This window comes from Pseudomonas sp. IT-P171, assembly GCF_949767765.1.
Taxonomy (GTDB): Bacteria; Pseudomonadota; Gammaproteobacteria; order Pseudomonadales; family Pseudomonadaceae; genus Aquipseudomonas; species Aquipseudomonas fluorescens_B.
In genome coordinates, this window is record NZ_CATKQN010000004.1 from 154,934 (window position 1) to 180,114 (window position 25,181).

Sequence of the window (25,181 nt, forward strand, 5' to 3'; positions counted from 1 at the left end):
TATTCGCGAGTCCGGACGACCACCACCCATGGAGTCAGACTTATGATCGACAGTGAAAGTAAATGCGACTGCCCGAAATGCGCGTGCAAACTGGGCCAGCATCCGATTGCTCGCCACGGCAAACACTACTGTTGCGAAGCCTGCGCCAAGCACCACGAACACGGTGAAGAATGCACAAGCAAGGGCTGCAAGTGCGCCCATGGCTGAGATCAGCCACGCGCAAAAAAGTGGAGCCTATTCGGGCTCCACTTCCAGTTTCAGACTTTGATCTTCCAGCCGTTCGGTATGGCGGACGATGCCATTGAGTCGCCGTCCCTCCACCCGTACCAATAGGGTTTTCGCCTGCTCCAGATCGGGCGGCAAGGGTGGCTGGACGCGGAGTGCGAAGCGGGTCGGATCATGCTCGACCTGTTCGAGGCCGACCTGACACTCGGCGCTTTTGGTGACTCGGCCGAACAGCGTATCGAGGCCGTAGTCGATGTGTGCCGTGCTGGTAAGTTGTGTCGCTGTCATGCGCCCGATTCCTCCAGATCCTGCCCTTCGGTTAGTTCGCTGGCCGCCACGTGACGTTTTCCACACCGAACTTCTCTGCCATCGGTTTAGTGGTCTTTTGCACTTTTTCCCGACCAAACCGCGGGATGCGACCCACGCCGGCGTCACAGCTCGCCCAATGCCAGGCCTCCGCATTATCCATCTTGTCCAGACGGATAATGAAAGACTTGGGGGCGCCATGAAGGGTGTATTCAATGACGAAAAGTTTTGCGTTGTTCATAAAGCCCGTATTCCTCCCTGTGGTATTAGAGGGATCGTCGCGGCTGCGGAAAATTCAGTCGGATTGTCAGACGGTGGCCGCCAGTGGCGACAAGGCGTGCGGCTGGTTACCATGCATTTCCTGAAACCCCCAATGATTGCTGCCCATGGCCCTTGCCGCGCCCCCTGACCTGAGTGACACCGATGTGCCCGTGCAACCGCTGGCGCGCACTTACCCGCGCGGGTTGTATATCGAGCCTCACGAGCATGTCTGGGGCCAGTTGTTATATGCGATGAGCGGGGTGATGTGGGTCGAAACGCCCCACGAAGCGCTGGTGGTGCCGCCGCAACGGGCGGTGTGGCTGCCGCCAGGCGTGCCTCACGGCATTCGAGTGGTCTCGGACCTGCAGATGCGCAACATCTACCTGCGGCCCTCGCTGGCAGCAACGCTGGACGCGACGGTTCAAGTGATCGAAGTGGGCGGGTTGCTGCGAGAGCTGATCATCGGCCTGGTGGAACAGGGTGACGACGGCGCGCCGGAGTACTACGAAGCGCTGGTGGGGCTGGCGCTGCTGGAACTCAAACGTGCCCGGCGCTCGCTGCTGAAGATCCCCTTGCCGGACGATTCCGACCGGCGCCTGATGAACCTGTGTCAGGCGGTCATGGCCGCGCCGTCGCTGGACATTCCCTTCGAACAACACGCCGAAAACGCCGGCGCCAGCGTGCGCACCCTGGCGCGGCTGTTCAAGGACGGCCTGGGCATGGGCTTCGCCGAGTGGCGACGGCAAGTGCAACTGGCGACGGCGGCGGCCGAGTTGATACAGGGCGTCGCCGTCAGCACGATTGCCCGGGAACTGGGCTATTCGCCGAGCAGCTTCAGCGACATGTTCCGTCGCGAGCTGGGCGTTGCGCCGTCGCAATTTGCCGCGAGCCTGTAGGCGCTGCCGCAGGTTCGCGTTGCGGCCGACATCAAGTGCTTTGGCCGAAATTCAGAAGCACTTGGCCGATGCTCGCCGTTGCCCACCTTTAGACTTCAGGCATACCTCAATTGCCCACGGAGTCTGCCATGAGCTACCTCATCTCGCTGGTCATCGGTCTGGGCGTCGGTTTGCTCTACGGCGCACTGGATTTTCGTTCCCCCGCACCACCGGCCATCGCGCTGGTGGGCCTGCTGGGCATGCTCGCCGGTGAAAAATTGTGGCCGATGGGCCGACAACTGGTCACTGGCTGGATCTCCTGAATTTCTCCCCTCTGTTCGATGGACGTTCCCATGAAAGCATTGCAGTTCGATAAAACCGGCGACCTCTCGGCCCTGCGCTACGTCGAAGTGCCGACCCCCGTTCCCGGCGCCGATGAAGTGCTGGTGCAGATCAAGGCCGCCGGCCTCAACCCCAGCGATGTGAAGAACGTGCTGGGGCGGTTTCCCTACACCACGCTGCCGCGGATTCCCGGTCGTGATTTCGCCGGGGTCGTGGTTGAAGGTCCGCAAGCATTGATCGGTCAGGAGGTCTGGGGCACCGGCCGGGAACTGGGCTTTTTCGCTGACGGCTCCCATGCACAGTTCGTCAAATTGCCGGCCAACGGCGTGGCACTCAAGCCGACCCACTTGAGCTTCGCGCAGGCCGCCAGCCTCGGCGTGCCTTACACCACGGCGTGGGATGCGCTGGAACGCAGCCTGGTGACCGCGCAAACACGGTTGCTGGTGATCGGCGGCGGCGCAGTCGGCAGTGCGGCGCTGGCGCTGGCCAAGGTGCGCGGCGCCCAGGTGCTGGCGGCGGCGCGACGGCCGGAGCAGGTGAAGGACTTGCAGGATCAGGGTTATCAGACCCTGCAACTGGATAAACCCGAAGAGCTGGGCGTACAGGTGAACGGGGTTTATGCCGGAGGCGCCGACGTGATTTTCGACACCACCGGGTTCTGGCTGCCGGCCTCGGTCGCCGCGTTGGCACCGTTCGGCCGCATCGCGATCATCGCCGCGCCGGTGGATGGTCTGGTGCAATTGCCGGCCCTGGCGTTGTATCGCAAGGGTGGTTCGGTGGTGGGGATCAACTCGCTTCTGTACGGGGTACAGGCGTGCGCGGCGATGCTCGATCAGTTCGGCCGGTTCTTCGATCAGGACCTGTTGCCATTGCCGCAAGGGTTGTTTGAGTCGCCGTTGGCAGAGGGGTTGGAGCGCTATGCCGAGGTGAATCAGGGCAGTGGCGACAAGGTAATCCTGCTGCCGTAACCCGACCACTGTGGAAGCTAGCCTGCTGGCGATGGTGTATCAGCTGCATTGATGGCGGCTGACACCCCATCGCCAGCAGGCTGGCTCCCACAGGTTTTGTGTTGTTCGTTAAAGCCCCTGAAAATAACCTTGCTGTAGACTCATCGGCACTGACTTCACGAGATGCCCCCATGAGCGAGCCGATTCGTCTGACCCAATACAGCCACGGCGCAGGCTGTGGCTGCAAAATTTCCCCCCAGGTGCTGGAAGTGATTCTGGCCGGCAGCGGGGCGCAGAACCTTGACCCCAAACTCTGGGTCGGCAATGCCTCGCGCGATGACGCGGCGGTGTATGCCATCGATGAAGAACGCGGCGTGGTCTCGACCACCGACTTCTTCATGCCCATCGTCGACGACCCGTTCGATTTCGGCCGCATCGCCGCCACCAATGCCATCAGCGACATCTACGCCATGGGCGGCGATCCGTTGATGGCCATCGCGATCCTTGGCTGGCCGGTGAATGTGCTGGCGCCGGAGATTGCCCGGGAAGTGATTCGCGGCGGGCGCTCGGTGTGCGATGAAGCCGGGATCCCGTTGGCGGGCGGGCACTCCATCGATGCGCCGGAGCCGATCTTCGGCCTGGCTGTCACCGGGCTGGTGGAAAAGCGCCATATGAAGCGCAACGACACGGCCACTGCCGGTTGCCTGCTCTATCTCACCAAACCCCTGGGCATCGGCATCCTCACCACCGCCGAGAAAAAGGGCAAGTTGCGCCACGCCGACATCGGCCTGGCCCGCGACTGGATGTGCACCCTCAACAAGCCCGGCAGCCGTTTCGGCAAGCTCGACGGCGTGACCGCGATGACCGATGTCACCGGTTTCGGCCTGCTCGGGCACCTGGTGGAAATGGCCGACGGCAGCAACCTCACAGCACGCATCGAATATGACCGCGTGCCGCGTCTGCCGGGCGTCGAGTATTACCTCGACCAGGGTTGCGTGCCGGGCGGGACGCTGCGCAACTTCGACAGCTACGCCAGCAAACTCGGGCGACTGCAGGAAATGCACAAACGCGTGCTCTGCGATCCGCAAACCAGTGGCGGTCTGTTGGTGGCGGTCACTCCCGAAGGCAACGATCAATTCCTCAGAGTCGCTGCCGAACTGGGCCTGACTCTGGCGCCGATCGGTGAACTGGTCGAGCGACAGACGAACGCGGTCGAGGTGTTCTGATGGCAAGCGAATTCACCGATTACCGCGACATTTTCCTCAATGACCGGCCGATGATGGATGCGCGCGCGCCGGTCGAATTCATCAAGGGTTCCTTCCCCGGTGTGATCAACCTGCCGCTGATGAATGATAACGAGCGGCAACGGGTCGGCACCTGCTACAAGCAAGAGGGTCAGCAGGCGGCTATAACGTTGGGGCATCAGTTGGTGTCAGGCGAGATCAAGGCCGCGCGAATCCAGGCCTGGGCCGAGTTTGCCCGGGCTCATCCCGAAGGGCTTTTGTATTGTTTTCGCGGTGGCTTGCGCTCGCAGATCGTTCAGCAATGGCTGAAGAGTGAGGCGGGTATCGATTATCCGCGGGTCGGCGGCGGCTACAAGGCCCTGCGTAGCTTCCTGTTGGAGACGATCGATCAGGCGATGGCTCAGTGTGATTTTGTCCTGCTGGGCGGCATGACGGGCACCGGCAAGACCGAAGTGCTCACGCAACTGCGCAACGGCCTGGACCTTGAAGGCCATGCCAACCATCGCGGTTCCAGTTTCGGCAAACGCGCCACGGGCCAGCCGTCCAACATCGATTTTGAAAACCGCCTGGCCGTGGACGTGCTGAAGAAACGCAGCCGCGGTATCGAACAGTTTGTGCTGGAAGATGAAAGCCGCGCGATCGGCAGTTGCGCGCTGCCGTTGCCGCTGTATCAGGGCATGCAGCAATTTCCGATGGTCTGGCTCGAAGACAGCCTTGAAGGACGGGTCGAACGAATCCTGCGTGATTACGTGGTGGACTTGAGTGCCGAGTTCAGCGACGTGCATGGCGAGGAAGGTTTCGGGCTGTTTGCCGAACGCTTGCTGGCGAGCCTGAACAACGTACAGAAGCGGCTGGGCGGCGAGCGTCATCGGCGGATGCTGATCCTGATGGAGGATGCGCTGGCGGAGCAGGCGCGCAGCGGGGCGGTGGATTTGCACCGGGGCTGGATCGAAGGGTTGCTGCGTGAATATTACGACCCGATGTATGCGTTCCAGCGGGAGAAGAAAGGGGCGCGGATCGAGTTTGCCGGGGAGCGGGGGGCGGTTATCGAATACCTGCAAGCGCGTGGCCATCGCCCGGGGTGATGTGTTGATTTTTCCGGCCTCATCGCGAGCAGGCTCGCTCCCACATTGGATCTTCAGTGGACATGAATTAAGTGTCCGACAGAAATCAAAGGTGGGAGCGAGCCTGCTCGCGATAGGGCCCTGACAGCCGCTACAAGATTTGAACCATCAGCCTCAAGTCGGACAGGTTTCCCGACCGTTATCCAGCCCTTGCTTGTAACTGTGGCTCTGCAGACTGGCCTTGCCGTTGTGCCAGGTCAGGGTCAGCACGAACAACGAGTCGTAATCGCTGGACTCCCAGTCTTCAGTGATCTTCTGTTTCTTGCCGACGGCTTCGCCAGCGACCTTGTTGATCAGTTCGGGCAGGTAGCCGTGGGACCAGGCGGTGTAGATCACTGCGTTGTGGTACTTGTCGTGGAGCAGCTCATCGGCCAGGTCGCTGGTGTCATTGGCCGAGAAATTGATGTTTACCGGCAAACCGAGCTTGATCGCACTGGGGCTGATTGTCATCAGTGGGCGAATGTAACTGTAGGAATTGTCCAGTTCGCCTTCCTCGACATTGCGCGTCGGGTTGGCCGCAAACACGTAATTGGCCTTGCCGAATTTTTCCGGGAGCAGGGTCGCCAGGTCGATGGCGCGGTTCAGGCCCTGGCAGTTGAGCTGGCCCAGGCCGCCGGCAGGTTTCTCGGCGTGACGCAGGAACACCAGGGTCTGGGTGCCGTCAACCGGCTGGGCGCGGCTTTCGCTGGATTCCAGTGACAGGAAGAGCGCACTGGCCGCCAACAGGGAGGGCAGCACGACATACGCGCGATGCTTGAAGCGTTGGACGAATTTCAGAAAGTTCATCATGGAAATAGGGAGTCTTCAGCGCATTCGGTTAAGGCTGACAAACCTTTACACCCCGCGCTCCCAGCGTCGGGTGTTTTCCATGTCGTTAAGCCGGTCCGTTTCCGAAAGGGCAACACTCAGAGTCCACTGAAGCCCGTTTGGTTCGATTCCGGCGGAGCAGCAATCCACCGACAACCTTGAACGGGTTGGAACACAGGTTACCGGCAGGATGTTGCGGATTTATGGACACGGTACACGGGGATGGCCGCGCAGAGCGCTGCATTGCATTGATCTTGCTAATCATCAATATCGATACCCAGACATCGCACCCTTCGGCTGCTCACACTATGATCGTCTTCCTCAATCTCATCGTGGATCCTTCCCATGACCGATCTGTCTGCGTTCCCCATCACCCGGAAATGGCCGGCCCAGTACCCCGAGTGGATTCAGCTCTACTCCTTGCCGACCCCCAACGGCGTCAAGGTGTCGATCATGCTCGAAGAGATCGGTCTGCCCTACGAACCGCATCGTGTGGGCTTCGATACCAACGACCAGCTGTCTCCCGAGTTTCTTTCGCTGAACCCCAACAACAAGATCCCGGCGATCCTCGACCCCCACGGCCCGGACGACAAGCCGCTGCCGCTGTTCGAATCCGGGGCGATTCTGATCTACCTCGCGGACAAGAGCGGGCAATTGCTGGCCCAGGAATCGGCGGCGCGTTACGAGACGATCCAGTGGCTGATGTTTCAGATGGGGGGTATCGGACCGATGTTTGGCCAGCTCGGTTTTTTCAACAAATTCGCCGGCAAGGACTACGAAGACAAACGTCCTCGGGATCGCTATGTCGAGGAAAGTAAACGTTTGTTAAAAGTTCTTGATGGACGCCTGCAAGGCCGCGACTGGATCATGGGCGAGCGCTACACCATCGCCGACATCGCGACATTCCCGTGGGTGCGCAACCTGATCGGTTTCTATGAGGCGGGCGATCTGGTGGGCATCAAGGATTTCCCGAACGTAACGCGGGTGCTGGAGCGCTTCCTCGCACGTCCAGCAGTGATGCGCGGGCTGGAAATTCCCAAATAGGACGTTTCGATTTCATCAGGACCAGGGCAGGCCATGCATTCATTCGATTTCAAGCAAGTAGATGTCTTCAGTCGCGTCGCCCTCAAAGGCAATCCGTTGGCCGTGGTGTTCGGCGCGGACGAGCTCAGCGATGAGCGCATGGCGGCATTCGCCACGTGGACCAACCTCAGTGAAACCACGTTCATCCTCGCGCCGCAGGATCCCCGGGCCGATTACCGGGTGAGGATTTTCACCACGCAGAGCGAGTTGCCGTTCGCCGGGCACCCGACGCTGGGCACTTGTCATGCCTGGCTCGAAGCCGGTGGCGTGCCCAGGGGCGAGGAGATCATTCAGGAATGCGGCGTCGGCCTGGTGCGGGTGCGTCGACAAGGTGCGGAACTGGCTTTTCTCGCGCCGCCACTGCTCAGGACCGGGCCGGTGGAGGCCGATGTCATGGAGCGCGTCCGTCGCGGGCTCAGGCTGCAACCGGGTGCCATTGTGCGGGCGCAGTGGGTTGATAACGGTGCGGGCTGGCTGGCGGTGATGGTCGAGGATCGCCAGCAGGTGCTGGACCTGCAACCGGATCACACGCACATGCTTGGCCTCGCGGTCGGCGTGATCGCGCCGTGGCGTCCGGAGCGTGACGGCGATGATGCCCAGTTCGAAGTACGTGCATTCATCTCCGGCGACGGCATGCCGGAAGACCCTGCCACCGGCAGCCTGAATGCCGGGATTGCCCAGTGGTTGCTCGGCGAGGGGCTGGCGCCGGCGTCCTACGTGGTCAGCCAGGGCCTGACCATGGGGCGCGCGGGGCGTATTCAGGTCGAGCGGATCGGCGATGAGATCTGGATTGGCGGTTCCGTTGTGACCTGCATTACCGGCACGCTGAACCTCTGAAACCTGTGGGACCAGGAATTGTTGCCGAAGCGGTAAGGGTTTTTACTCCGCTGAGGTTTGTCACTGATAGTGCACAGGGCATAAGCTTCCGGCCCTTACGACTTTCGTCTCTTCCTCCGAATTCAGGAACCCCCATGTCCAGCCAGTTCCCCGAAGCACGTCCACGCCGTCTGCGCCGCAATGCGAGCCTGCGCAGCCTGTTCCAGGAAACCGAATTCACCCTGAACGACCTGGTGCTGCCGATTTTCGTCGAGGAAGAAATCGACGACTTCGTACCGATCAAGAGCATGCCCGGCGTGATGCGAATTCCGGAGTCGAAACTGGCCGGCGAGATCGAGCGTTATGCCCGGGCCGGGATCAAGTCGGTGATGACCTTCGGCGTGTCGCATCACCTGGACAGCAGCGGCAGTGACACCTGGAACGACAATGGCCTGGTCTCGCGCATGTCGCGCATCGCCAAGGACGCAGTGCCGGACATGATCGTGATGTCCGACACCTGCTTTTGTGAGTACACCAATCACGGTCATTGCGGCGTGCTGCACAACCACGAAGTCGACAACGACCAGACCCTGATCAACCTCGGCAGGCAAGCCGTTGCGGCGGCCCGTGCCGGTGCCGATGTGATTGCACCGTCGGCGGCCATGGACGGGCAGGTCCAGGCGATTCGCCGGGCGCTGGACGACGCCGGTTTCACCCAGACCGCGATCATGGCCTATTCGACCAAATTCGCCTCCGCGCTCTACGGCCCGTTCCGCGAGGCCGGCGGCAGCGCGCTCAAGGGCGACCGCAAAAGCTATCAGATGAACCCGATGAACCGCCGCGAAGCGGTGCGTGAGTCGCTGATGGACGAGCAGGAAGGCGCCGACGCGCTGATGGTCAAACCGGCCGGTGCGTACCTGGACATCATCCGCGACATCCGCGAAGTCTCGCGCCTGCCGCTGTCGGCGTATCAGGTGAGCGGCGAGTACGCGATGATCAAGTTCGGCGCACAGGCCGGGGCGATCGATGAAGACCGCGTGGTACGCGAGAGCCTTGGCGCGATCAAGCGGGCGGGGGCGGATTTGATCTTTACCTACTTTGCGATGGACCTGGCCCTGGCCGGGATCTGAAAAATACACAACACCCAATGTGTGAATCAGAGAGGGCCAAAAAACGGCCGTATCCCGCGATCCCGGAAATACCGCTCGATCACTTTCGGGTCCGAGCACGTCTCGGCAATCGCCACATAGGTATCCGGCCGCAACAGGTAAAACCCGTTACGCCCCAGGCCTGCCGCTTCAAACGCCGGCCGCCAGTCGAACACATGCAACGGCAAGTGATGTTCGTTGCACCAGGCGATCATTTCGTCGCTGGTGTCGCCGTACACATGCACCTGCCAGCTAAGGCATTTCAGCGGCCTGAAATTATCCCCTTCACCGTCGTGCGCCCAAGGCAGGCGGTCGCCGCCATGCACGTGTCCGGCAACGCCGGTGCTCAATGGCATCCCGCGATAATTGAGGGTGATCTGCGACACCGTGCGGAACAGGAATTCGCGGGAGGTCTCGAACGCGGTCATTTTCGGCAGCAGGAACGGTGCCAGACGGGTGCGCAGCAAATCGGCCACGCGCCCTTCGGCGGTGACGAAGCTGAACACCCGGTCGGTGGTGGCGACCAATTTGCGGGCAAACGCAATGCGTTCGGTTTCATAGGTGTCGAGCAAATGCGGCGCGGCACCACCGCTCAACACGGCGGCGAGTTTCCACGCGAGGTTGATGGCATCGCCAATCCCGGTGTTCATGCCCTGGCCGCCCGCGGGGCTGTGGACGTGCGCCGCGTCGCCCAATAGAAACGCGCGGCCGCTGCGAAAGTGGTCAGCTACCCGATGATGCACGCGGTAGGTCGAGAACCAGTTCACCTGTTCGATCTGCACCTTCAGATGCTCGATGGCCCGGCTGCTGACGTCTTCAAATTGCAGGGTTTCCGCGTGCTCGGCGCGTTCGTCGCGCACCGTTCCGATGAGCCGCGCGCGGCCTTCGCCGGCCAATGGAAACACCGCGAGAAAGTCCGCCTCATCGAGATCCACGTGCAGTTCGCCATTGAACGTCGGCCCGCGGGCCTGCACGTCGGCCACATAGAAAATCTGCTGGTATGTTCCGCCGGGAAATCCGGTGTCCAGGGTTTTGCGCACGATCGAGCGGGCACCGTCGCATCCGGCGAGGTAACAGGCCTGACAGGTTTCCTGTTGGCCATCCGGCAAGCGCAGGCGTGCGGTGATGCCGTCGCCGGTTTCCTCGAAACCCTCCAGCTCGGTATTGCGCTCGACCCGGATACCAAAGGCTTCCAGGCGTTCGATCAGCAAACGCTCGTGCTCGTCCTGAGGAAATATTTCGAGGAACGCGTAGGGCGTCAACCCTTCGCCCACCCGGCTCAACGGCAAGCGCGCTACCGGTTCGCCCTTGACCCAGAAGTTGGCCGCTGCCACGCGATGACCGCCCTGTATCACGGCGTCGACAAGGTCGAGCTGGCGGTACAGCTCCAGCGTCCGCGCCTGCACCGCCAGCGCCCGGGATGTGGTGCCGGGTGCCGATGTTTTGTCGAGAATCCGCACGCGGATCCCCAGTTTGCTCAGCCACAGTGCGAGCACCAGCCCGGTGGGACCGGCGCCGATGATCAATACATCGCTACGGTTCATGCGCCTGTCCTCCCCGGGCGTTTGGCTCAAGTATGGTTCAGGCGAGGAGGGCCGCCAGACGGACTGCCCAACGGAAAAGGCCCTCCAGCCGTGGAGTGGAATCCAAGGGTTGAACCTGTGCAGGGAACAGTGTGTCGTCAGTACAGTCATAGCCTGCGTCATGGGATTGATCGTATGGTTACCCCGGCCCAACGGATTTGATGGAGCAGCATGCAAGCCAATCGATTGATCACGAGCGTCGCGACGCTCTTGGTGCTGGCCGGTTGCGGAACGCAACGCAGCCAGGAAGCCCCGGCCCGACCATCTGCCGAAGTCAAGGCAGAGATCGTGCGCCTGCTGCCAGCCAAAACCGCGGACCGCCAAGGCTGGGCCACGGATATTTACGCCGCCTTTGTCGCGCAGGACATTTATCCGTCCACACAAAACCTGTGTTCCGTTCTGGCCGTCACCGAGCAGGAATCGACCTTTCAGGTTGATCCGTCGGTGCCGGGCCTGGGCAAGATCGCCCGGGATGAAATCGACCGGCGTGCCGCGAAGGTCCACATTCCCGGCCTGCTGGTGAGCGGGGCGTTGCAGGTGAGTTCGAGCAACGGCAAAAGCTACAGCGACCGATTGAATGCCGCGCGCAGTGAAAAGGAGCTGAGCGCGATCTTCGATGACTTCATCGGCATGGTGCCCATGGGGCGGACGCTGTTCGGCGGCTTCAACCCGGTGCACACCGGTGGCCCGATGCAGGTCAGCATCGACTTCGCCGAGCAACAGGCACGGAATTACCCCTACCCGGTGGACGGCACGATTCGGCATGAAGTGTTCAGCCGTCGCGGCGGCATGTATTTCGGCATCGCTCACCTGCTCGGTTATCCGGTGAGCTACAAACAGCCGCTGTACCGCTTCGCCGATTTCAACGCTGGCTGGTACGCGAGCCGCAATGCCGCGTTTCAGAATGCTGTGAGCCGTGCCTCGGGCATCCCGCTGGCGCTGGACGGCGATCTGGTGCGCTACGACTCGATCATGCCCGGCACCACGGAACTGGCCGTGCGTACCCTCGGCAAGCGCCTGGGCATGCGCAACACGACCATCAGGGATCAACTGGAGGAGGGCAAAAGCCTTGAATTCGAGGACACCCGGTTGTATCAGCGGGTCTTCGAGCTGGCCGAACAAGCCGAAGGCCGTTCATTGCCGCGTGCGGTGTTGCCGGGGATCGTGCTGCAGAGCCCGAAAATAACCCGCAAACTCACGACAGCGTGGTTTGCCAAGCGGGTCGACGAACGTTATCAGCGCTGCATGGCGCGGGCAGGGAAGTGACCGGTTTCAAAAAAGCGTAAAAAAACCCGGCTGATGAGGCCGGGTTTTTTGTCGAGTCTTGCGGTAACGCCATTCATTCACACCGCACGGCTTTCGATCAGACGATCAGAGCCACCTTCGGCGACGCGGTTTTCGATCAGACGATCAGAGCCACCTTCGGCGACGCGGTTTTCGATCAGACGATCCGAACCACCCTCAGCCACACGACTTTCAATCAGACGATCCGAGCCGCCTTCAGCGACAACCGGGTGAGCAGAAGAAGCGGCGAAAGCGTTAACTGCAAAAACCGAGAAAGCGATGCTGAGGAGGATTTGGCGTTTCATGAGTGTGTGCTCCGGGGTGTAGTTGTTTGGTATGGAGCCGATGTTACGCCGCAGAATTTTTAAGAGAACTTCATTGACGTGATGGTGAACATCGACGGCAATGATGGATCGGGTAACTCCCCGTGCGTGGGCGTGATGGTTCATTCGTCGGCTGGCTGAGGTCAGTTGACCGACGCTTCTACACGGGGGCAGGCGCGTGACGTTCAGATCACCTTCACCGCCCGCCCGATGAACTGAATCGGCCCTGTAGGCTTGCCGATCGGCGAGCCGGTGCGGTTTTCCAGGGTCAGTTCGAACAATTGGTCGGGTTGCAGCGGCGGAAGTTTATCCACAGGCACCGACAGCGTTTGCCCCGGTTTGACCAAGCCCAGCGACACCGGCCCTTGCCAGCCTTCGGCCTTGGTCCAGAACTCCAGCACCTTGTCTTCCGGAACCTGCGCGACCCCCAGCGGAATCAACTGGATTTCCCTGGGATTGCTGGCAGAAATCACCCAGCCCGGTGATTTGTCCTGTGGCGCGACCAGCACCACCAGGTAGGTCGGCTTGACCGTGGTTTGCGTGAGCAGCAGCGTGCCGAGCAGCAACGTGGCCGCCAGCCCCGCACCGGCGAGCCCGCGCCACAGCGGTAACCGATTCCACCAGGATGACGGTTCGACCTTTGGCGCTCGGGTCAGGGCGGTGACGCTGCGCTCGATGCGCTGCCACAGCGCGGGCGAGGGCGTCTCGGGTTGGGCAAAGTCAGTCAGGCCCAACAAGCGACGCTCCCAGGTGTCGACCGCCTGGCGCAGTTCGGCATCGTCGGGCAGGCGTCGCTGTACCGTGCGGCGTCGTTCGTCCGAGAGCGTACCCAGCACATACTCGCTGGCCAGTTCGTCGAGTTGCTCCGGGGTCTCATCCACAGGCCTGATCGTCATCCCATGCACTCCCGCAATGCCGTCATGCTCCTTTTGATCCACGCTTTGACAGTGCCCAGCGGGGTGCCGAGTTTGCGTGAAATTTGTGCATGGGAATAACCGTCGACGTAGGCGTGCAGGATGCAGCTGCGCCGCGCAGGGTCCAACTGCTCCAGGCACATATGAATGCGCGAGGAGTGCACCTGGGCATCGAAGGTTTCAGCGTCGTTCTGCACGTCGATATCGCCCTGGATTTCGCGGCTGTTGTCACGGATGAAGTTGAGCGCCAGATGCCGGGTCACGCTGAACATCCAGCCCCGTGCCGACCCCCGCGTCGGGTCGAAACCCGCAGCGCCGGCCCAGATCTTGAGGAACGCATCGTGGACGATGTCTTCGGCCAACGCGGTGTCGCGCACCAGGCGCCTGGCCACGCCGAGCAGGCGCGGACTCTCCTGCACATACAAATCGCGCAAGGCCTGACGCTCGCCCCGACCACACGCGGCGAGGTGAGCTTCATAGTCGAAAATGGGTTCGGGCAAGGACACAGATCTCAGCCGTAATGTGGGGCAGTCCAAATGCAATCTAGCAAACAATCCCCATTCCTGTAGGAACCGCTCGCAGCAAGCCGGCTCCTGCACAGGATTGCGTCAGGCCGGGGGTTAGCTGGCCGCCCAGAAAATGTAATCCGCCTGATACTTCACCACTTCCTGCTTGCCCTTGTTAGCCGCCGTGCACTCGGCGCTCGGGGCGACCCCCCCTTTGAGGGCCACGCGCTGGATGTAACTGACGCCGCTCATCGCACCTTTGCCCTCGGCCGGATTGGCCTTGACCAGTTGATAGGGCAGATTGCCCGGGCTCGACGGTGCGACGGCCAGTTGGGTGCCGGTGACTTTCGAGCCATCCTTCGCTTGCCAGGTCGCCGGGGGGCCGAAGTAGGTGCCGACTTGCTTGCCAGCGCGATCATTGAGCACCGCCTTGGGCCCGACAAACACCCACTCTGTCTGGCCGGCCATGTTGGCCTTGTCACGGCATTCGTAGGTGATCTCACCGACGCCGGTGGTTTCCATGGCAACCTTGTGCCCGTCTGGAACCTTGATGGTGTCGGGCAGACCGGTCTGGGCAAAGGCCGCAGGCGCTGCGGTGAACAAAGCAGCAAGGCAAATCAGGTGTCTGGCGTTCATGACATTCTCTCCGTTAATGAGTCATCCGCTGTGCAGCAACAAGGGCTGCTACAAGGACTACCCGGCGAAAAGCGATTTGGATGCAGTGGCAAAAAAAAATAATTGAATGCCGTTGGCGCCCGCCCGACTCATGTCCGACGCCGAACAAATTTGCGCCACAACCAGACCCACAGCATGAACAGCGGGAACGCGAGGATCAGGAAGGGCAGTGCGTAGCTGGTTTTTTCCAGCGCATCGGCGGCGCCGTCGGCGAGGTTGTCGAGCAAATTGCTGAACGCCTGGCTCAGGTGCGACGAGCGACTGCTGGCGCCCGTTGGCAGGAACGATAGCGTGACCCGATTGGTGTCCAGACGCCGCTGGTGCCCGGCGGCAATCTGCGCCAGGGCTTGCAGATCGTTCTCGATCCCGGCCTGTTCCTTGCTCAGGGTGATCAGGTCAGTGACGCTGATGTCCTTGCGGGTCGCCAGTTCATCCAGACGCTGCTGTTGGGCCTTGAGTCGTTCCTGACGTCGGCGGGTGTCGTCCACGACATCGGCCAGGTCTTCGGCACTGGTGATCCGCTGACCCAGTTCTCCGCCCTCGGCGGCCATGGCCACCAGCGGTTCGACGCCGGCCGGTGCGATGCGCAAGGTGATGTCGGCACGGCCTGCGCCTTGCTCGATGCGTAACACGTTGCAGGCGCCGAAACGCGCGGTTTCGCACGCCTCACGTGTGGCCTGCAAGCGCGGGGCGATGAGTGCCTGGGGCAGCAACAGCTGCAGTTCGTGTTCATAGGCGAGCATGGCCCCGCCGCGCCCTTGTTCACCGGCTAGACTGGCCGATGACGAATGGTCGCTCGGCGAGCAGGCACTTATCGCCAGGCAGGCCAGAATGAACCCGAAGGTACGAAAAAGTGAGGCGCGCTGGCCATCCTGTTGGCGCATGGTCTTTCCTTGAAGAGTGCTGCGGGGGTACTGAAAGAGAGCCCCGGGATCGCGCATCTTACCTGCATCGATCCGCCAAATGGCAGGGAACGTGACCTGTACCCGCTCGTCTACTGACTATCTGTTCGTCTCGCCAGGAGCGCGATATGTATCAGCTATACGGACACCAGAACTCCGGCGCCGCCGCCATCGAAGCCGCGCTGGAACTCTGCGAGATTCCTTACCGCTTCATCGACGTCGAGGTCTCCACGGAGGCGGCCCACGCCCTGGAGAAACTCAACCCGCTCAAGCAGATTCCGACCTTGCAGCTGCCCGACGGCAGCGTTCTCACGGAAAGTGCGGCGATCCTAATTCATCTCGGGCTCACGTTTCCCAAGTCGAACCTGCTGCCGGATAACGCCGTCGAACGCGACCAGGCGATCCGTGGTCTGGTGTATATCGTCAGCAATTGTTATGCGGCGATCGGCATCATCGACTATCCGGAACGGTGGCTGGCCGTGGCGGACAAGCCCTCCAGAGACAACCTCATGGCGGGCGCTCGCGACCGACTGCACTGGAGTTGGGAGGTGTTCGCCGATCAGTTCTCGGGCGAGTTGTATCTGGGCGATGAGTCGCCCGGGGCGCTTGATGTGTTGGCGGCGGTAATTACGCGTTGGGCGGGCAGCCGGGAACATTTGCGCAGCGCCCGACCGGGGTTTTTCGCCTGGCTGGAGCGAATCGACCGGCACCCGACACTGGCACCGGTCTTTGCGCGGCATTGGCCATCCTGAAAAGATCGCTAGAGTGTAAACACCCTCTCAATGTAGGCGCTGCCGAAGGCTGCGATCTTTTGATCTGCACTTATTCGCCGCGAATGTACTGCTCCAACTGACGAATCAGTTCAGCCTGTTCGGCGATGGCTTCCTTGACCAGGTCGCCGATCGACAGCAACCCGATCAGCTTGCCGTTCTCCACCACCGGCAGGTGGCGCAGGCGTTTGTCGGACATGATGCCCAGGCAGGTATCGACGGTTTGATGGGTGTCCACGGTGATCACCGGTGACACCATGATGTCGCGCACCGGCGTGCCCACCGAAGAACGGCCATGCAGCACCAGTTTGCGCGCGTAGTCACGTTCACTGATGATGCCCAGCACTTCTTCATTCTCTACCACCAGCAAGGCACCGACGTTCTTCTCGGCCATCTTCATCAGCGCTTCCAGCACCATGTGATCCGGCTTGATCTGATGCACTTCCTGATTTTTCTGATCTTTCAACTTGAGCAGTTGGGCGACGGTTTTCATGGTGGCTTCTCGGGTGTTGTCGTTGTTCTTGAAGAATCGTAGACGCAAGCGCTGAGGGCAAGGCAGAAAGCGGCAGATAACGCGCAAAAAACGTCATTCAGCGGTTTTTCTTCAAAAAAACGCAAACGCGCACCCACTGCGGGCACCCACTTCAGGAGCGCTATCGCCTGCGATGACGCGTAGAATTGCCACCTGAATCGGATTTGAGGTTGCAGTGGTGGATTTACAGCGGGGCTTCGTCCTGACCCGGCATTGGCGCGATACCCCGGCCGGTACGGAAGTCGAGTTCTGGCTGGCGACCGATACCGGTCCCCGGTGCATCCGCCTGCCGCATCAACCGTCGGTGGCGTTCATCCCGGCCGAGCAGCGTGAACAGGCGGAGCAAGTGCTGCGCGACGAAAAAAACGTCGAGCTCAAACCCTTGGCTCTGCTGGATTTCGAACATCGCCCGGTGCTCGGCCTGTATTGCCGGCAGCACGGTCAGTTGATGCGCCTGGACACCGCGCTGCGCAGGGCTGGCGTCGAGCTGTTCGAGGGCGATGTGCGCCCGCCGGAACGCTACATGATGGAGCGCTTCATCACGGCGCCGGTGATCTTCGGTGGCACACCGAATGCCGAAGGCCTGCTGCTCGACGCGCAGATGAAACCCGACCCCGACTATCGGCCAACGCTCCGGCTGGTGTCCCTGGACATCGAAACCACCGCGCAAGGCGATCTGTATTCCATTGCCCTGGAAGGCTGCGGCGAGCGCCAGGTCTACATGCTCGGCCCGCCGAATGGCGACGACAGCGAGGTGGATTTCCAGCTCGAATATTGCGACTCCCGAACCCTGCTGCTGAAAAAACTCAACGAGTGGTTCGCCCGGCATGACCCGGACGCGATCATCGGCTGGAACGTTGTGCAGTTCGATCTGCGCGTGCTGCACGAACACGCACGACGGCTCGCGGTGCCGCTGAAACTGGGGCGGGGCGGCGAAGAAATGCAGTGGCGTGAACACGGCAGCCGCAACCATTACTTCGCTTCGGCCGCCGGGCGATTGATCATCGATGGCATCGAATCCCTGCGCTCGGCGACCTGGAGTTTCCCCTCGTTCAGCCTGGAAAACGTCGCGCAAACCTTGCTTGGCGAAGGCAAGGCGATCAGTACGCCGTACCAGCGCATGGACGAAATCAACCGCATGTTCGCCGAGGACAAACCGGCCCTGGCCACCTACAACCTCAAGGACTGCGAACTGGTCACGCGGATTTTCGCCAAGACCCAATTGCTCACTTTCCTGCTTGAGCGAGCCAGCGTCACCGGATTACCGGCGGATCGCAGTGGTGGTTCGGTAGCGGCCTTCACGCACCTGTACATGCCGCTGATGCACCGCCAGGGTTTCGTCGCGCCCAACCTCGGAACCAAACCGGCGCAGGCCAGCCCCGGCGGGTTTGTCATGGACTCGCAGCCGGGCCTGTACGAATCGGTGCTGGTACTCGACTACAAAAGCCTCTATCCGTCGATCATTCGCACCTTCCTCATCGACCCGGTGGGCCTGATCGAAGGGCTCAAGCATCCCGATGACAGCGAGTCCGTGCCCGGTTTCCGCGGTGCGCGTTTTTCCAGGACCCGGCATTGCCTGCCGGCCATCGTCGCCCGGGTCGCCGAAGGCCGCGAAACCGCCAAGCGCGAACACAACGCGCCGTTGTCCCAGGCGCTGAAGATCATCATGAACGCCTTCTACGGCGTACTCGGTTCCAGTGGTTGCCGCTTCTTCGATACACGTCTGGCCTCGTCGATCACGTTACGCGGCCACGAAATCATGCTGCGCACCCGGCAACTGATCGAAGCCCAGGGGCACACGGTGATCTACGGTGACACCGACTCGACATTTGTCTGGTTGCGCCGAGCCCACGGTCAGCAGGAAGCGGCGCAGATCGGCCGCGCGCTGGTGGACCACGTCAACCAGTGGTGGCGCGAGCATGTCCAACAGGAATACGGGCTGGAAAGCGCACTGGAGTTGCAGTTCGAAACCCACTACAAACGCTTTCTGATGCCGACCATTCGTGGCGCCGAAGAGGGCAGCAAGAAGCGTTATGCCGGGCTGATCACACGTGACGACGGCACTGACGAGATGGTCTACAAGGGGCTGGAAACCGTACGCACCGACTGGTCGCTGCTGGCGCGGCAATTCCAGCAAGAGCTGTACACGCGGATCTTCCACCGCCAGCCTTATCAGGATTATGTGCGTGAGTACGTGCGCAAAACCCTGGCGGGCGAGTTCGATGATCGCTTGATCTATCGCAAGCGCCTGCGCCGGACCCTGGATGACTACGAACGCAACGTCCCCCCGCATGTGCGCGCGGCGCGGACTGCCGACGATTACAACGATCAGCAGGGTCGGCCGCGGCAATACCAGAACGGCGGCTGGATCAGCTACGTGATCACCGTCGCCGGGCCCGAGCCGCTGGAGATCCGCAGTGCGCCGATCGATTACGACCATTACGTCACCCGGCAGCTGCAACCGGTGGCCGATGCGATCCTGCCGTTCGTGGACGACGATTTCTCAACCCTGATTGGGGGGCAACTGGGCTTGTTTTGAGTCCAGCAGGGTTAACGTCCACTCGTCCGCAATACCGTGGAAATAGCGGTCCAGTGCCTGATGGAACAGGCTGTCATCCGGGGCGAACTGCGCGAACAGGGTCATCGATGAACGAAATTTAATGTCGTCCGGATGGCCGAAAATTTCGCTGATGGAGCCGTCCGGGATATCCAGCACCTTTTGTGTGCAGTCAAGGAGGCGGGCACCCAGCCGGGGATGGTTCAGGTAGGCCGTTGCCTCTGCGCCTGAACGGATTGCGAAGTGCTGAGACATCTTGCTGCCGCCCAGCCCGGCGAATTGCGGAAAGATGAACCACATCCAGTGACTGCGCTTTCGTCCTGTGCCGAGTTCTTTTTTCACTCGCTCGAACACCGGGTCCTGCGCCTGGATAAAGCGCTGCAGGTTGAAGGCGTCGAGCTGATCGGTGCTTCTCATGAGAAGCCCTCTGACAACACCGCGCTGGCTCAGACCATGGCCAGTCGCTGTTTGCGTTGTGGCGCGCGAAACGCTTGGTCCAGCGCCTCCAGATCCCCGGCCTCAAGCCGTAATTGCGCGGCTTGCGCATTCAAATGCACGTGTTCAGGCAGAACCGCTTTGGGAATGGCGATCACACCCTCCTGTCGCAGAATCCATGCCAGCGCTATCTGTGCCGGCGCCACACTGTGACGAGCGGCCACCTGATTGAGCGTCGGGTGGGTCAGCAGCTTCCCGCCCTGGCCGATGGGGCAGTACGCCATCAATGGCTGCCGATGCCGCTGGCACCACGGCAGTAAATCAAATTCTATGCCTCGTTCCTCCAGGTTGTAGAGCACTTGATTGGTGGCGCACGCCGGGGAGGCCAGTTCCTGAAGGTCATCCACATCGAAATTGGACACGCCCCACCGACCGATCTTGCCGTCTTCGCGCAGGCGCTCGAAGGCTTCGACGGTTTCTTCAAGCGGATACTGGCCGCGCCAGTGCAACAGGTACAAGTCGATGTAGTCAGTGTTCAAGCGGCGCAAGCTACGCTCGCAGGCCTGCGGAATGCCTTTGCGGCTGGCGTTGTGCGGATAGACCTTGCTGACAAGAAACACCTCGTCGCGCCTGCCGGCAATCGCTTCGCCCACCACCTCTTCGGCGCCACCTTCGGCATACATTTCAGCGGTGTCGATCAGGGTCATGCCCAACTCGATGCCCAGGCGCAGCGCGGCGACTTCTTCGCGGTATCGAGCGGGATCCTCGCCCATGCGCCAGGTGCCTTGGCCGATGACGGGTACGTGGATGCCGGCCAGTTCCAGGGTCCGCATGCAAACCTCCTGTGTATTCGATGGATACTTAGGTTGGCAGCAGAATAGCCCATGGGTTCCGTTCGTTGCCGAGACGGCCTGCCGGCCGGCCTGGCTCTTTTGCTATCCGCGTTCTCCTTAATTGCGGCGGGGCGTACTTCCCTTGTAGGAGCCGGCAAGCCAGCTCCAGTTGACCGGTGTCATACCCGAACACCGGGTTCGCCAAAATTGCCGGTGCACCCGGTTTCCGGGTGCCGGGCGGCGTTGTGTTTCTCCACGTAGCCCGCCGCAGGGGGGGAAACCCCTGTCAGCCGTTACCGCAGAGACGCAGATACCCCAAACGCTCCGACACCAAACCCGACTGAACCGGCGTTCGGTATTTTAATGAGCTGAAAATTTCAACACAGTGCTCTGGGTATACGTCTTGCCCGGATCCAGCCGCGTAGAGGGGAAGTTCGGCTGATTCGGCGCATCCGGATAATGCTGGGTCTCCAGGGTAAATGCACTCCAGTGCGCGTACGTCTTGCCGGCTTTGCCCTTGACTGAACCGTCGAGAAAGTTGCTGGTATAGAACTGCACGCCAGGCTCAGTGGTGTAGAGCTGCAAGCGGCGCCCGGACTGCGGATCGCTGACGTCGGCGGCAAGTTTGCCCTGGTCACCCTTGGCGTCCAGCACCCAGTTGAAATCAAAGCCACCGTGTTTCGGTTCAGCGAATTTCAACTGCGGATGATCGGCCTTGATGTTTTTGCCGATTGCAGTGGGGTGGGTGAAGTCCATCGGCGTGCCAGCCACTGGCGCGATTTCGCCGGTAGGGATCAACGTGCCGTTGACCGGTGTGTAATGGCTCGCATACAACGTCGCGACCTGTTGCAACACGTCGCCATTACCCGCGCCAGCCAGGTTGAAGTAGCTGTGGTTGGTCAGGTTCAACACCGTGGGTTTGTCGGTGGATGCCTTGTACTCGATGCGAAGCTCGTTTTTGTCATTGAGGCTGTAAGTGACCTCGGTTTTCAGGTTGCCGGGGAAACCCATCTCGCCGTCCGCCGACAGGTACGTCAGTGTCACGCCAACCGAGTCCTTGCCTTTGGCCGGTTCGGCTTTCCACACATGTTTGTCAAAACCCAGCGGCCCGCCGTGCAGCGAATTCGTGCCGTCATTGAGCGGCACCTGAAAGCGCTTGCCGTCGAGTTCGAACGCGCCGTTGGCCAGGCGATTGCCGAAGCGGCCGATGGTCGCGCCAAAGTAGGCGGTGCCTTTCTGATAACCCTGGACATCGTCGAAGCCGAGCACCACGTCCTCGAACTTGCCGTTTTTATCCGCCACTTCGAGCGCCTGCAGCGTCGCGCCATAGGTGATGACAGTGGCTTGCATGCCGTGGCTGTTGCGCAGCACATATTGCTCGACGGGCGTACCGTCATTGGTTTTGCCGAAGGCTTTGTGTTCGCTGGACAGGCCGGCGGCCTGGGAGGTGAGGGTGGCGATCATCAGGGACACTCCGAGGCCGCAAAGTGGGTACCGGGATAGAAGCATGGTTGACCTTCCTGTTTTTGTTTTTTATGAAGTAGTCATACTAGTTGTTGATCAATAAATCGATCAGGAAGGATTTATAGTCGATATTTACGATTGCGTCTGAATAAAGTCAGACTAATTAGCTTGTCGCTCATCTTTGTGGACTGCAGGCACTGCACTTTTTCGACATCCACGGCTCTATCTTTGGTCAGCCCGCGGCGATCCCCCCCGCCGGCCCATGCCAAGTTCAAGCGCCCATGGCCCGAGTTTTACCCCTCACCGCTGAGCACATCCGCCGCCATTGTCTGCTGCTCGCCGTGTTGTCGATGCTCATCACGACCGGTTGCAGCCAGCAGCAGGGCCGCGACATCGTCAGCCAGTTTCGCGAAGGCCGGCCCCAGGAATTCCTCCAGACCAGCGTCGACCGCATGGCCACCCTGGCGATGCGCGACAACCTCGACAGCCTCTACCTGCTGATGGGCAAGCTCTACCTGCGCAACCCGCAGGAGCTGAAGAAGTCCGGATTCCTCGACGCCCGCATCGCCGGCAAACAGGTGCGCATGGCCATTGAGCAACAACAGCCGCTGCCGACCCTGGGAGGCAAGAAAGATCTGGCGGCGCTGAGTTACGCCATGAGTCCGGAGTTCCTCGGCGACCGGGTCGGTGCCTTCATCTATGCCATCGGCAGTATGCTGGTCACCGCGCACGGCAACCGGCTGGAGTTCTACATGACCGATGCGATCAACCCGACCTTCGTCAACAACGCCGCGCGTAACATCGAGAAAGCCACCTGGATCCTCAGTCAGCGGCAGAACAAAAACGGCGAACCCTTGCTGTTCTCCAACGAAATCTCGGAGGAGGGCAGCAACCTGAGTTTCGCCGTGGAGTTCGGCAAGATCGTCGCGCGCCTGGACCTGCTGACCCAGATGCTGGACGAACGCTACCGACGGATCGGCCTGAATTACGCGCAGAGTCTGCTGTTCCTCAATTTCCTGCCTGTGCAGTGATCCTGATGTGTAACCCCTTTGTGGCGAGGGAGCTTGCTTCCGCTTGAGTGCGCAGCACTCACAAAAGGGGCCGCTACGCAGCCCAGCGGGAGCAAGCTCCCTCGCCACAAAGGCTCGCTACCCATTGGGGAAGGCATAACGATAGTCCTTATCGATATAAGTGGTTATAAGAAAAATCGCTATGCTGCGGGCCAGATTTCTCGTGCGTTTTCAGTGGGCGTGTTAATGGAATTCGTTAACTTCGGGTTGGTGGTTGCAGGTTTGGTGGTGGGCTTCATCGTCGGCATGACCGGCGTGGGCGGCGGCTCGTTGATGACGCCGATCCTGCTGTGGTTCGGGATCAATCCTGCCACCGCGGTGGGCACGGACCTTTTGTACGCCGCGATCACCAAGTCCAGTGGTGTGCTGGTGCACCGCAAGAACAAGAACATCGACTGGGCGATTACCGGTTGGCTGACCCTCGGCAGTGTGCCGGCGGTGGCGCTGACGCTGTGGTTCCTCAGCAGTTTGCAAACTTCCCCCGACGCGATGAACGCCGTCATCAAACAGGCGCTGGGCTTTGTGCTGTTTGCCACGGCGCTGGCGATTTTCTTCAAGAAGCGCTTGCTCGACTTCGCCCACAAACGCGCGGGCGGCGAGTACAACCCAAGCGGCAAGCGCTTGAATGTGCTGACCGTGATTACCGGCCTCGTCCTCGGCACCATGGTGGCCCTGACCTCCATCGGCGCAGGTGCGCTGGGTACCGTGGCGTTGTTCATCCTCTATCCGCTGCTGCCGACACGCCGCCTGGTCGGCACGGAGATCGCCCACGCCGTGCCACTGACCCTGGTCGCCGGTCTTGGCCATGCCAGCATGGGCAACATGGATTGGCATGTACTGGGCTTCTTGCTGATCGGTTCACTGCCGGGCATTTACCTGGGCAGTCACCTGACGGGCCGCATCTCCGATGAAGTGCTGCGTCCTTGCCTGGCCACGATGCTGGTGTTGATCGGCTACAAACTGGCGTTCTGATGGTTGTCCGGGCGTCAGTCATTCACGGGTGAAAATCTCCAGCAGATGCCCGTCCGGGTCATCGAAATACACGCGCCGTCCTCCCGCAAAATCATTGATTTCTTTTGGGCGCTGCTTGCCTGGATCAGCCCACCAGGGTTGTTTTCTGGCTTGCAGGCGCGCGAAGGCCGCATCGAAATCGTCGTCGCCGATCAGGAACGCATAGTGCTGGGAGGCTATCGGCGGATCATTGTCGTAGTAGTCCAGCGACACGCCGTTATCGAGTTTCACGATCAGCATCGGCCCGAAGGGCTCGGGGGGCGGCAAGCCGAGAATCTCGACGAGAAACGTCGCGGATATGTGTTTGTTCTGGCACCAGACGATGGTGTGATTCAACTGAGCGCTCATGGTGTGATCCTCACGGCGGTTCAGGTGCGTATCGAGTCATGAGATTAGCTCAGCCTGTTGCGCAATGACCGCCCTGACCTAAGCTTGGGTCAAGGCGAGACACAATTGCGGTGCGTCACCCGGAACGAACGCCGCGATGCGCAATCATTAGAGCGTGGATATCAAAAGGAGATGCGCATGCTCATCAGGTCATTGACCCTGACAACCCTGCTGGCGATTGCCGGCCCCTTGCTCGCCGCCGATGGCGACTCACCGCTGGACATTGACAAGGGCAGGTCCCGGCCATTGATTGTCATCGCTCCGAGCACGGTCGATCCGACGTGGGTCAGCCTGAAAAAGTCGCTGGATGAGCCGGCCAATCGCAAAGAATTCACCGACCGGAATATGGTCCTGTACACCGTGCTCAACCTGATGGGCCAGCGCGAAGGCAAAGACCTGGGACCACAAGACACGGCGGCACTGATCCGTTCGCTCAAGCTGGGCGCTGGTGCAAAGACCAAAGTGATTCTGGTCGGCAAGGACGGCGAAAAGAAACTCGAGCAATCGGATGCGGTTGATCTGAAGGCGATCTTCAGTACCGTCGACCAATTGCCGCCGACCGAAAAAGAAGCCACGGTGCCCACGCCCACGCCGCCGGTCACCGAAGCCGAACCGGCCAAAGGTGCGAAAGGAACGAAACCGGGCAAGCCGGCGAAGCCCGCCAAGCCACCTGAGATGCCTGACGATTGAACACAGGAATGGACACGCACCAACGAAAATGGGCGACCTCAAGGGGTCGCCCATTTCGTTTGCACCC

At 60.9% G+C, this 25,181-nt stretch carries 28 protein-coding genes and 1 pseudogene; 15 read left to right on the forward strand and 14 right to left on the reverse strand.

Annotated elements, in window-relative coordinates:
* Positions 1-42 precede the first annotated feature (42 nt).
* On the forward strand, positions 43-207 hold the full coding sequence (locus ACM6I5_RS03905) for a metallothionein (protein WP_017339712.1): 165 nt from the start codon (positions 43-45) through the stop codon (positions 205-207).
* Between the two features lie 27 nt (positions 208-234).
* Here the strand turns inward: ACM6I5_RS03905 and ACM6I5_RS03910 are convergent, their stop codons facing one another.
* On the reverse strand, positions 235-513 hold the full coding sequence (locus tag ACM6I5_RS03910; RefSeq protein ID WP_017339711.1) for a hypothetical protein: 279 nt from the start codon (positions 511-513) through the stop codon (positions 235-237).
* A 31-nt stretch (positions 514-544) separates the two neighbouring features.
* Positions 545-772 carry a DUF6555 family protein gene (locus ACM6I5_RS03915; RefSeq protein ID WP_017339710.1) on the reverse strand — a complete coding sequence of 76 codons (228 nt, stop codon included), beginning with the start codon at positions 770-772 and terminating at the stop codon, positions 545-547.
* 145 nt (positions 773-917) lie between these two features.
* Between ACM6I5_RS03915 and ACM6I5_RS03920 the strand changes: the two genes are divergently transcribed.
* The 5 genes from ACM6I5_RS03920 to mnmH all read left to right on the forward strand — a co-directional run bounded on the left by ACM6I5_RS03920 (position 918) and on the right by mnmH (position 5,285).
* On the forward strand, positions 918-1,688 hold the full coding sequence (locus ACM6I5_RS03920; protein ID WP_017339709.1) for an AraC family transcriptional regulator: 771 nt from the start codon (positions 918-920) through the stop codon (positions 1,686-1,688).
* Between the two features lie 128 nt (positions 1,689-1,816).
* Positions 1,817-1,990, forward strand: coding sequence for a DUF1427 family protein (locus tag ACM6I5_RS03925; RefSeq protein WP_008035179.1), 174 nt, complete (start codon positions 1,817-1,819; stop codon positions 1,988-1,990).
* 30 nt (positions 1,991-2,020) lie between these two features.
* The gene (locus ACM6I5_RS03930) at positions 2,021-2,977 is read left to right on the forward strand and encodes a quinone oxidoreductase family protein (RefSeq protein ID WP_414883233.1); all 957 of its coding nucleotides are present in this window, start codon (positions 2,021-2,023) and stop codon (positions 2,975-2,977) included.
* Positions 2,978-3,147: 170 nt separating this feature from the next.
* On the forward strand, positions 3,148-4,182 hold the full coding sequence (gene selD, locus ACM6I5_RS03935) for a selenide, water dikinase SelD (RefSeq protein ID WP_414883234.1): 1,035 nt from the start codon (positions 3,148-3,150) through the stop codon (positions 4,180-4,182).
* Entirely contained in the window at positions 4,182-5,285 is a 1,104-nt protein-coding gene (gene mnmH / locus ACM6I5_RS03940; RefSeq protein WP_414883235.1) for a tRNA 2-selenouridine(34) synthase MnmH, read from the forward strand. The genes selD and mnmH overlap by 1 nt, the downstream gene beginning before the upstream one ends.
* A 153-nt stretch (positions 5,286-5,438) precedes the next feature.
* On the opposite strand, the gene ACM6I5_RS03945 is transcribed toward mnmH, so the two are convergent.
* The gene (locus ACM6I5_RS03945; protein ID WP_017339705.1) at positions 5,439-6,113 is read right to left on the reverse strand and encodes a hypothetical protein; all 675 of its coding nucleotides are present in this window, start codon (positions 6,111-6,113) and stop codon (positions 5,439-5,441) included.
* A 363-nt stretch (positions 6,114-6,476) separates the two neighbouring features.
* Between ACM6I5_RS03945 and ACM6I5_RS03950 the strand changes: the two genes are divergently transcribed.
* From ACM6I5_RS03950 to hemB, 3 genes are all read left to right on the forward strand, one after another.
* On the forward strand, positions 6,477-7,175 hold the full coding sequence (locus ACM6I5_RS03950; protein WP_017339704.1) for a glutathione binding-like protein: 699 nt from the start codon (positions 6,477-6,479) through the stop codon (positions 7,173-7,175).
* Between the two features lie 33 nt (positions 7,176-7,208).
* On the forward strand, positions 7,209-8,051 hold the full coding sequence (locus ACM6I5_RS03955; protein ID WP_017339703.1) for a PhzF family phenazine biosynthesis protein: 843 nt from the start codon (positions 7,209-7,211) through the stop codon (positions 8,049-8,051).
* A 134-nt stretch (positions 8,052-8,185) separates the two neighbouring features.
* A complete protein-coding gene (gene hemB / locus ACM6I5_RS03960; protein ID WP_017339702.1) occupies positions 8,186-9,160 on the forward strand; it encodes a porphobilinogen synthase in 975 nt (324 codons plus the stop codon).
* A gap of 26 nt (positions 9,161-9,186) precedes the next feature.
* Here the strand turns inward: hemB and ACM6I5_RS03965 are convergent, their stop codons facing one another.
* Positions 9,187-10,722: an FAD-dependent oxidoreductase gene (locus tag ACM6I5_RS03965; RefSeq protein ID WP_017339701.1), complete on the reverse strand. Its 1,536-nt coding sequence runs from the start codon at positions 10,720-10,722 to the stop codon at positions 9,187-9,189.
* Positions 10,723-10,932: 210 nt separating this feature from the next.
* On the opposite strand from ACM6I5_RS03965, the gene ACM6I5_RS03970 reads away from it, so the two are divergent.
* On the forward strand, positions 10,933-12,027 hold the full coding sequence (locus tag ACM6I5_RS03970; protein ID WP_017339700.1) for a DUF1615 domain-containing protein: 1,095 nt from the start codon (positions 10,933-10,935) through the stop codon (positions 12,025-12,027).
* A gap of 86 nt (positions 12,028-12,113) precedes the next feature.
* On the opposite strand, the pseudogene ACM6I5_RS03975 reads toward ACM6I5_RS03970, so the two are convergent.
* From ACM6I5_RS03975 to ACM6I5_RS03995, 5 genes and pseudogenes are all read right to left on the reverse strand, one after another.
* Positions 12,114-12,350 (reverse strand): annotated as a pseudogene (locus ACM6I5_RS03975) (phage infection protein); the annotation flags it as partial.
* Positions 12,351-12,553: 203 nt separating this feature from the next.
* Positions 12,554-13,264 carry an anti-sigma factor domain-containing protein gene (locus ACM6I5_RS03980; protein WP_414883236.1) on the reverse strand — a complete coding sequence of 237 codons (711 nt, stop codon included), beginning with the start codon at positions 13,262-13,264 and terminating at the stop codon, positions 12,554-12,556.
* A complete protein-coding gene (locus tag ACM6I5_RS03985) occupies positions 13,261-13,788 on the reverse strand; it encodes a sigma-70 family RNA polymerase sigma factor (RefSeq protein WP_414883237.1) in 528 nt (175 codons plus the stop codon). Before ACM6I5_RS03985 ends, ACM6I5_RS03980 begins: the two co-directional genes overlap by 4 nt.
* Before the next feature lie 114 nt (positions 13,789-13,902).
* Positions 13,903-14,424, reverse strand: coding sequence for a DUF3455 domain-containing protein (locus ACM6I5_RS03990; RefSeq protein WP_017339907.1), 522 nt, complete (start codon positions 14,422-14,424; stop codon positions 13,903-13,905).
* A gap of 128 nt (positions 14,425-14,552) precedes the next feature.
* Positions 14,553-15,347, reverse strand: a complete 795-nt coding sequence (locus ACM6I5_RS03995) for a DUF4349 domain-containing protein (protein ID WP_017339906.1) — start codon at positions 15,345-15,347, stop codon at positions 14,553-14,555.
* 146 nt (positions 15,348-15,493) lie between these two features.
* On the opposite strand from ACM6I5_RS03995, the gene ACM6I5_RS04000 reads away from it, so the two are divergent.
* Entirely contained in the window at positions 15,494-16,117 is a 624-nt protein-coding gene (locus ACM6I5_RS04000) for a glutathione S-transferase (RefSeq protein ID WP_017339905.1), read from the forward strand.
* Between the two features lie 70 nt (positions 16,118-16,187).
* Here ACM6I5_RS04000 and ACM6I5_RS04005 read toward each other — a convergent pair whose 3' ends face one another.
* Positions 16,188-16,628: a CBS domain-containing protein gene (locus tag ACM6I5_RS04005; RefSeq protein WP_017339904.1), complete on the reverse strand. Its 441-nt coding sequence runs from the start codon at positions 16,626-16,628 to the stop codon at positions 16,188-16,190.
* Positions 16,629-16,845: 217 nt separating this feature from the next.
* Between ACM6I5_RS04005 and ACM6I5_RS04010 the strand changes: the two genes are divergently transcribed.
* A complete protein-coding gene (locus ACM6I5_RS04010; RefSeq protein WP_162491068.1) occupies positions 16,846-19,206 on the forward strand; it encodes a DNA polymerase II in 2,361 nt (786 codons plus the stop codon).
* Here ACM6I5_RS04010 and ACM6I5_RS04015 read toward each other — a convergent pair.
* The 3 genes from ACM6I5_RS04015 to ACM6I5_RS04025 all read right to left on the reverse strand — a co-directional run bounded on the left by ACM6I5_RS04015 (position 19,171) and on the right by ACM6I5_RS04025 (position 22,001).
* Positions 19,171-19,641 carry a DUF1810 domain-containing protein gene (locus ACM6I5_RS04015; RefSeq protein ID WP_017339902.1) on the reverse strand — a complete coding sequence of 157 codons (471 nt, stop codon included), beginning with the start codon at positions 19,639-19,641 and terminating at the stop codon, positions 19,171-19,173. The two genes, ACM6I5_RS04010 and ACM6I5_RS04015, sit on opposite strands and share 36 nt — an antisense overlap.
* Positions 19,642-19,670: 29 nt before the next feature.
* The gene (locus ACM6I5_RS04020) at positions 19,671-20,492 is read right to left on the reverse strand and encodes an aldo/keto reductase (protein ID WP_414877987.1); all 822 of its coding nucleotides are present in this window, start codon (positions 20,490-20,492) and stop codon (positions 19,671-19,673) included.
* 360 nt (positions 20,493-20,852) lie between these two features.
* Positions 20,853-22,001 (reverse strand): aldose epimerase family protein, encoded by a 1,149-nt coding sequence (locus tag ACM6I5_RS04025; protein ID WP_414883238.1) that lies wholly within the window; start codon positions 21,999-22,001, stop codon positions 20,853-20,855.
* A gap of 236 nt (positions 22,002-22,237) precedes the next feature.
* Between ACM6I5_RS04025 and ACM6I5_RS04030 the strand changes: the two genes are divergently transcribed.
* A complete protein-coding gene (locus ACM6I5_RS04030) occupies positions 22,238-22,987 on the forward strand; it encodes a hypothetical protein (RefSeq protein WP_414883239.1) in 750 nt (249 codons plus the stop codon).
* Positions 22,988-23,212: 225 nt separating this feature from the next.
* Entirely contained in the window at positions 23,213-23,998 is a 786-nt protein-coding gene (locus ACM6I5_RS04035) for a sulfite exporter TauE/SafE family protein (RefSeq protein ID WP_017339898.1), read from the forward strand.
* Between the two features lie 18 nt (positions 23,999-24,016).
* Here the strand turns inward: ACM6I5_RS04035 and ACM6I5_RS04040 are convergent, their stop codons facing one another.
* A complete protein-coding gene (locus ACM6I5_RS04040) occupies positions 24,017-24,385 on the reverse strand; it encodes a VOC family protein (protein WP_017339897.1) in 369 nt (122 codons plus the stop codon).
* A 177-nt stretch (positions 24,386-24,562) separates the two neighbouring features.
* Here ACM6I5_RS04040 and ACM6I5_RS04045 point away from each other — a divergent pair, with 177 nt between their 5' ends.
* Positions 24,563-25,114, forward strand: coding sequence for a DUF4174 domain-containing protein (locus ACM6I5_RS04045; RefSeq protein ID WP_017339896.1), 552 nt, complete (start codon positions 24,563-24,565; stop codon positions 25,112-25,114).
* Positions 25,115-25,181: the final 67 nt, after the last annotated feature.

What these genes read in the sequence shown, in the direction of transcription:
- ACM6I5_RS03905 (WP_017339712.1), top strand. Translation starts at nt 43, where the DNA reads ATGATCGACAGTGAAAGTAAATGCGACTGCCCGAAATGCGCGTGCAAA.
- ACM6I5_RS03910 (WP_017339711.1), bottom strand. Translation starts at nt 513, where the DNA reads ATGACAGCGACACAACTTACCAGCACGGCACACATCGACTACGGCCTC.
- ACM6I5_RS03915 (WP_017339710.1), bottom strand. Translation starts at nt 772, where the DNA reads ATGAACAACGCAAAACTTTTCGTCATTGAATACACCCTTCATGGCGCC.
- ACM6I5_RS03920 (WP_017339709.1), top strand. Translation starts at nt 918, where the DNA reads ATGGCCCTTGCCGCGCCCCCTGACCTGAGTGACACCGATGTGCCCGTG.
- ACM6I5_RS03925 (WP_008035179.1), top strand. Translation starts at nt 1,817, where the DNA reads ATGAGCTACCTCATCTCGCTGGTCATCGGTCTGGGCGTCGGTTTGCTC.
- ACM6I5_RS03930 (WP_414883233.1), top strand. Translation starts at nt 2,021, where the DNA reads ATGAAAGCATTGCAGTTCGATAAAACCGGCGACCTCTCGGCCCTGCGC.
- selD (WP_414883234.1), top strand. Translation starts at nt 3,148, where the DNA reads ATGAGCGAGCCGATTCGTCTGACCCAATACAGCCACGGCGCAGGCTGT.
- mnmH (WP_414883235.1), top strand. Translation starts at nt 4,182, where the DNA reads ATGGCAAGCGAATTCACCGATTACCGCGACATTTTCCTCAATGACCGG.
- ACM6I5_RS03945 (WP_017339705.1), bottom strand. Translation starts at nt 6,113, where the DNA reads ATGATGAACTTTCTGAAATTCGTCCAACGCTTCAAGCATCGCGCGTAT.
- ACM6I5_RS03950 (WP_017339704.1), top strand. Translation starts at nt 6,477, where the DNA reads ATGACCGATCTGTCTGCGTTCCCCATCACCCGGAAATGGCCGGCCCAG.
- ACM6I5_RS03955 (WP_017339703.1), top strand. Translation starts at nt 7,209, where the DNA reads ATGCATTCATTCGATTTCAAGCAAGTAGATGTCTTCAGTCGCGTCGCC.
- hemB (WP_017339702.1), top strand. Translation starts at nt 8,186, where the DNA reads ATGTCCAGCCAGTTCCCCGAAGCACGTCCACGCCGTCTGCGCCGCAAT.
- ACM6I5_RS03965 (WP_017339701.1), bottom strand. Translation starts at nt 10,722, where the DNA reads ATGAACCGTAGCGATGTATTGATCATCGGCGCCGGTCCCACCGGGCTG.
- ACM6I5_RS03970 (WP_017339700.1), top strand. Translation starts at nt 10,933, where the DNA reads ATGCAAGCCAATCGATTGATCACGAGCGTCGCGACGCTCTTGGTGCTG.
- ACM6I5_RS03980 (WP_414883236.1), bottom strand. Translation starts at nt 13,264, where the DNA reads ATGACGATCAGGCCTGTGGATGAGACCCCGGAGCAACTCGACGAACTG.
- ACM6I5_RS03990 (WP_017339907.1), bottom strand. Translation starts at nt 14,424, where the DNA reads ATGAACGCCAGACACCTGATTTGCCTTGCTGCTTTGTTCACCGCAGCG.
- ACM6I5_RS03995 (WP_017339906.1), bottom strand. Translation starts at nt 15,347, where the DNA reads ATGCGCCAACAGGATGGCCAGCGCGCCTCACTTTTTCGTACCTTCGGG.
- ACM6I5_RS04000 (WP_017339905.1), top strand. Translation starts at nt 15,494, where the DNA reads ATGTATCAGCTATACGGACACCAGAACTCCGGCGCCGCCGCCATCGAA.
- ACM6I5_RS04005 (WP_017339904.1), bottom strand. Translation starts at nt 16,628, where the DNA reads ATGAAAACCGTCGCCCAACTGCTCAAGTTGAAAGATCAGAAAAATCAG.
- ACM6I5_RS04015 (WP_017339902.1), bottom strand. Translation starts at nt 19,641, where the DNA reads ATGAGAAGCACCGATCAGCTCGACGCCTTCAACCTGCAGCGCTTTATC.
- ACM6I5_RS04020 (WP_414877987.1), bottom strand. Translation starts at nt 20,492, where the DNA reads ATGCGGACCCTGGAACTGGCCGGCATCCACGTACCCGTCATCGGCCAA.
- ACM6I5_RS04025 (WP_414883238.1), bottom strand. Translation starts at nt 22,001, where the DNA reads ATGCTTCTATCCCGGTACCCACTTTGCGGCCTCGGAGTGTCCCTGATG.
- ACM6I5_RS04030 (WP_414883239.1), top strand. Translation starts at nt 22,238, where the DNA reads ATGGCCCGAGTTTTACCCCTCACCGCTGAGCACATCCGCCGCCATTGT.
- ACM6I5_RS04035 (WP_017339898.1), top strand. Translation starts at nt 23,213, where the DNA reads ATGGAATTCGTTAACTTCGGGTTGGTGGTTGCAGGTTTGGTGGTGGGC.
- ACM6I5_RS04040 (WP_017339897.1), bottom strand. Translation starts at nt 24,385, where the DNA reads ATGAGCGCTCAGTTGAATCACACCATCGTCTGGTGCCAGAACAAACAC.
- ACM6I5_RS04045 (WP_017339896.1), top strand. Translation starts at nt 24,563, where the DNA reads ATGCTCATCAGGTCATTGACCCTGACAACCCTGCTGGCGATTGCCGGC.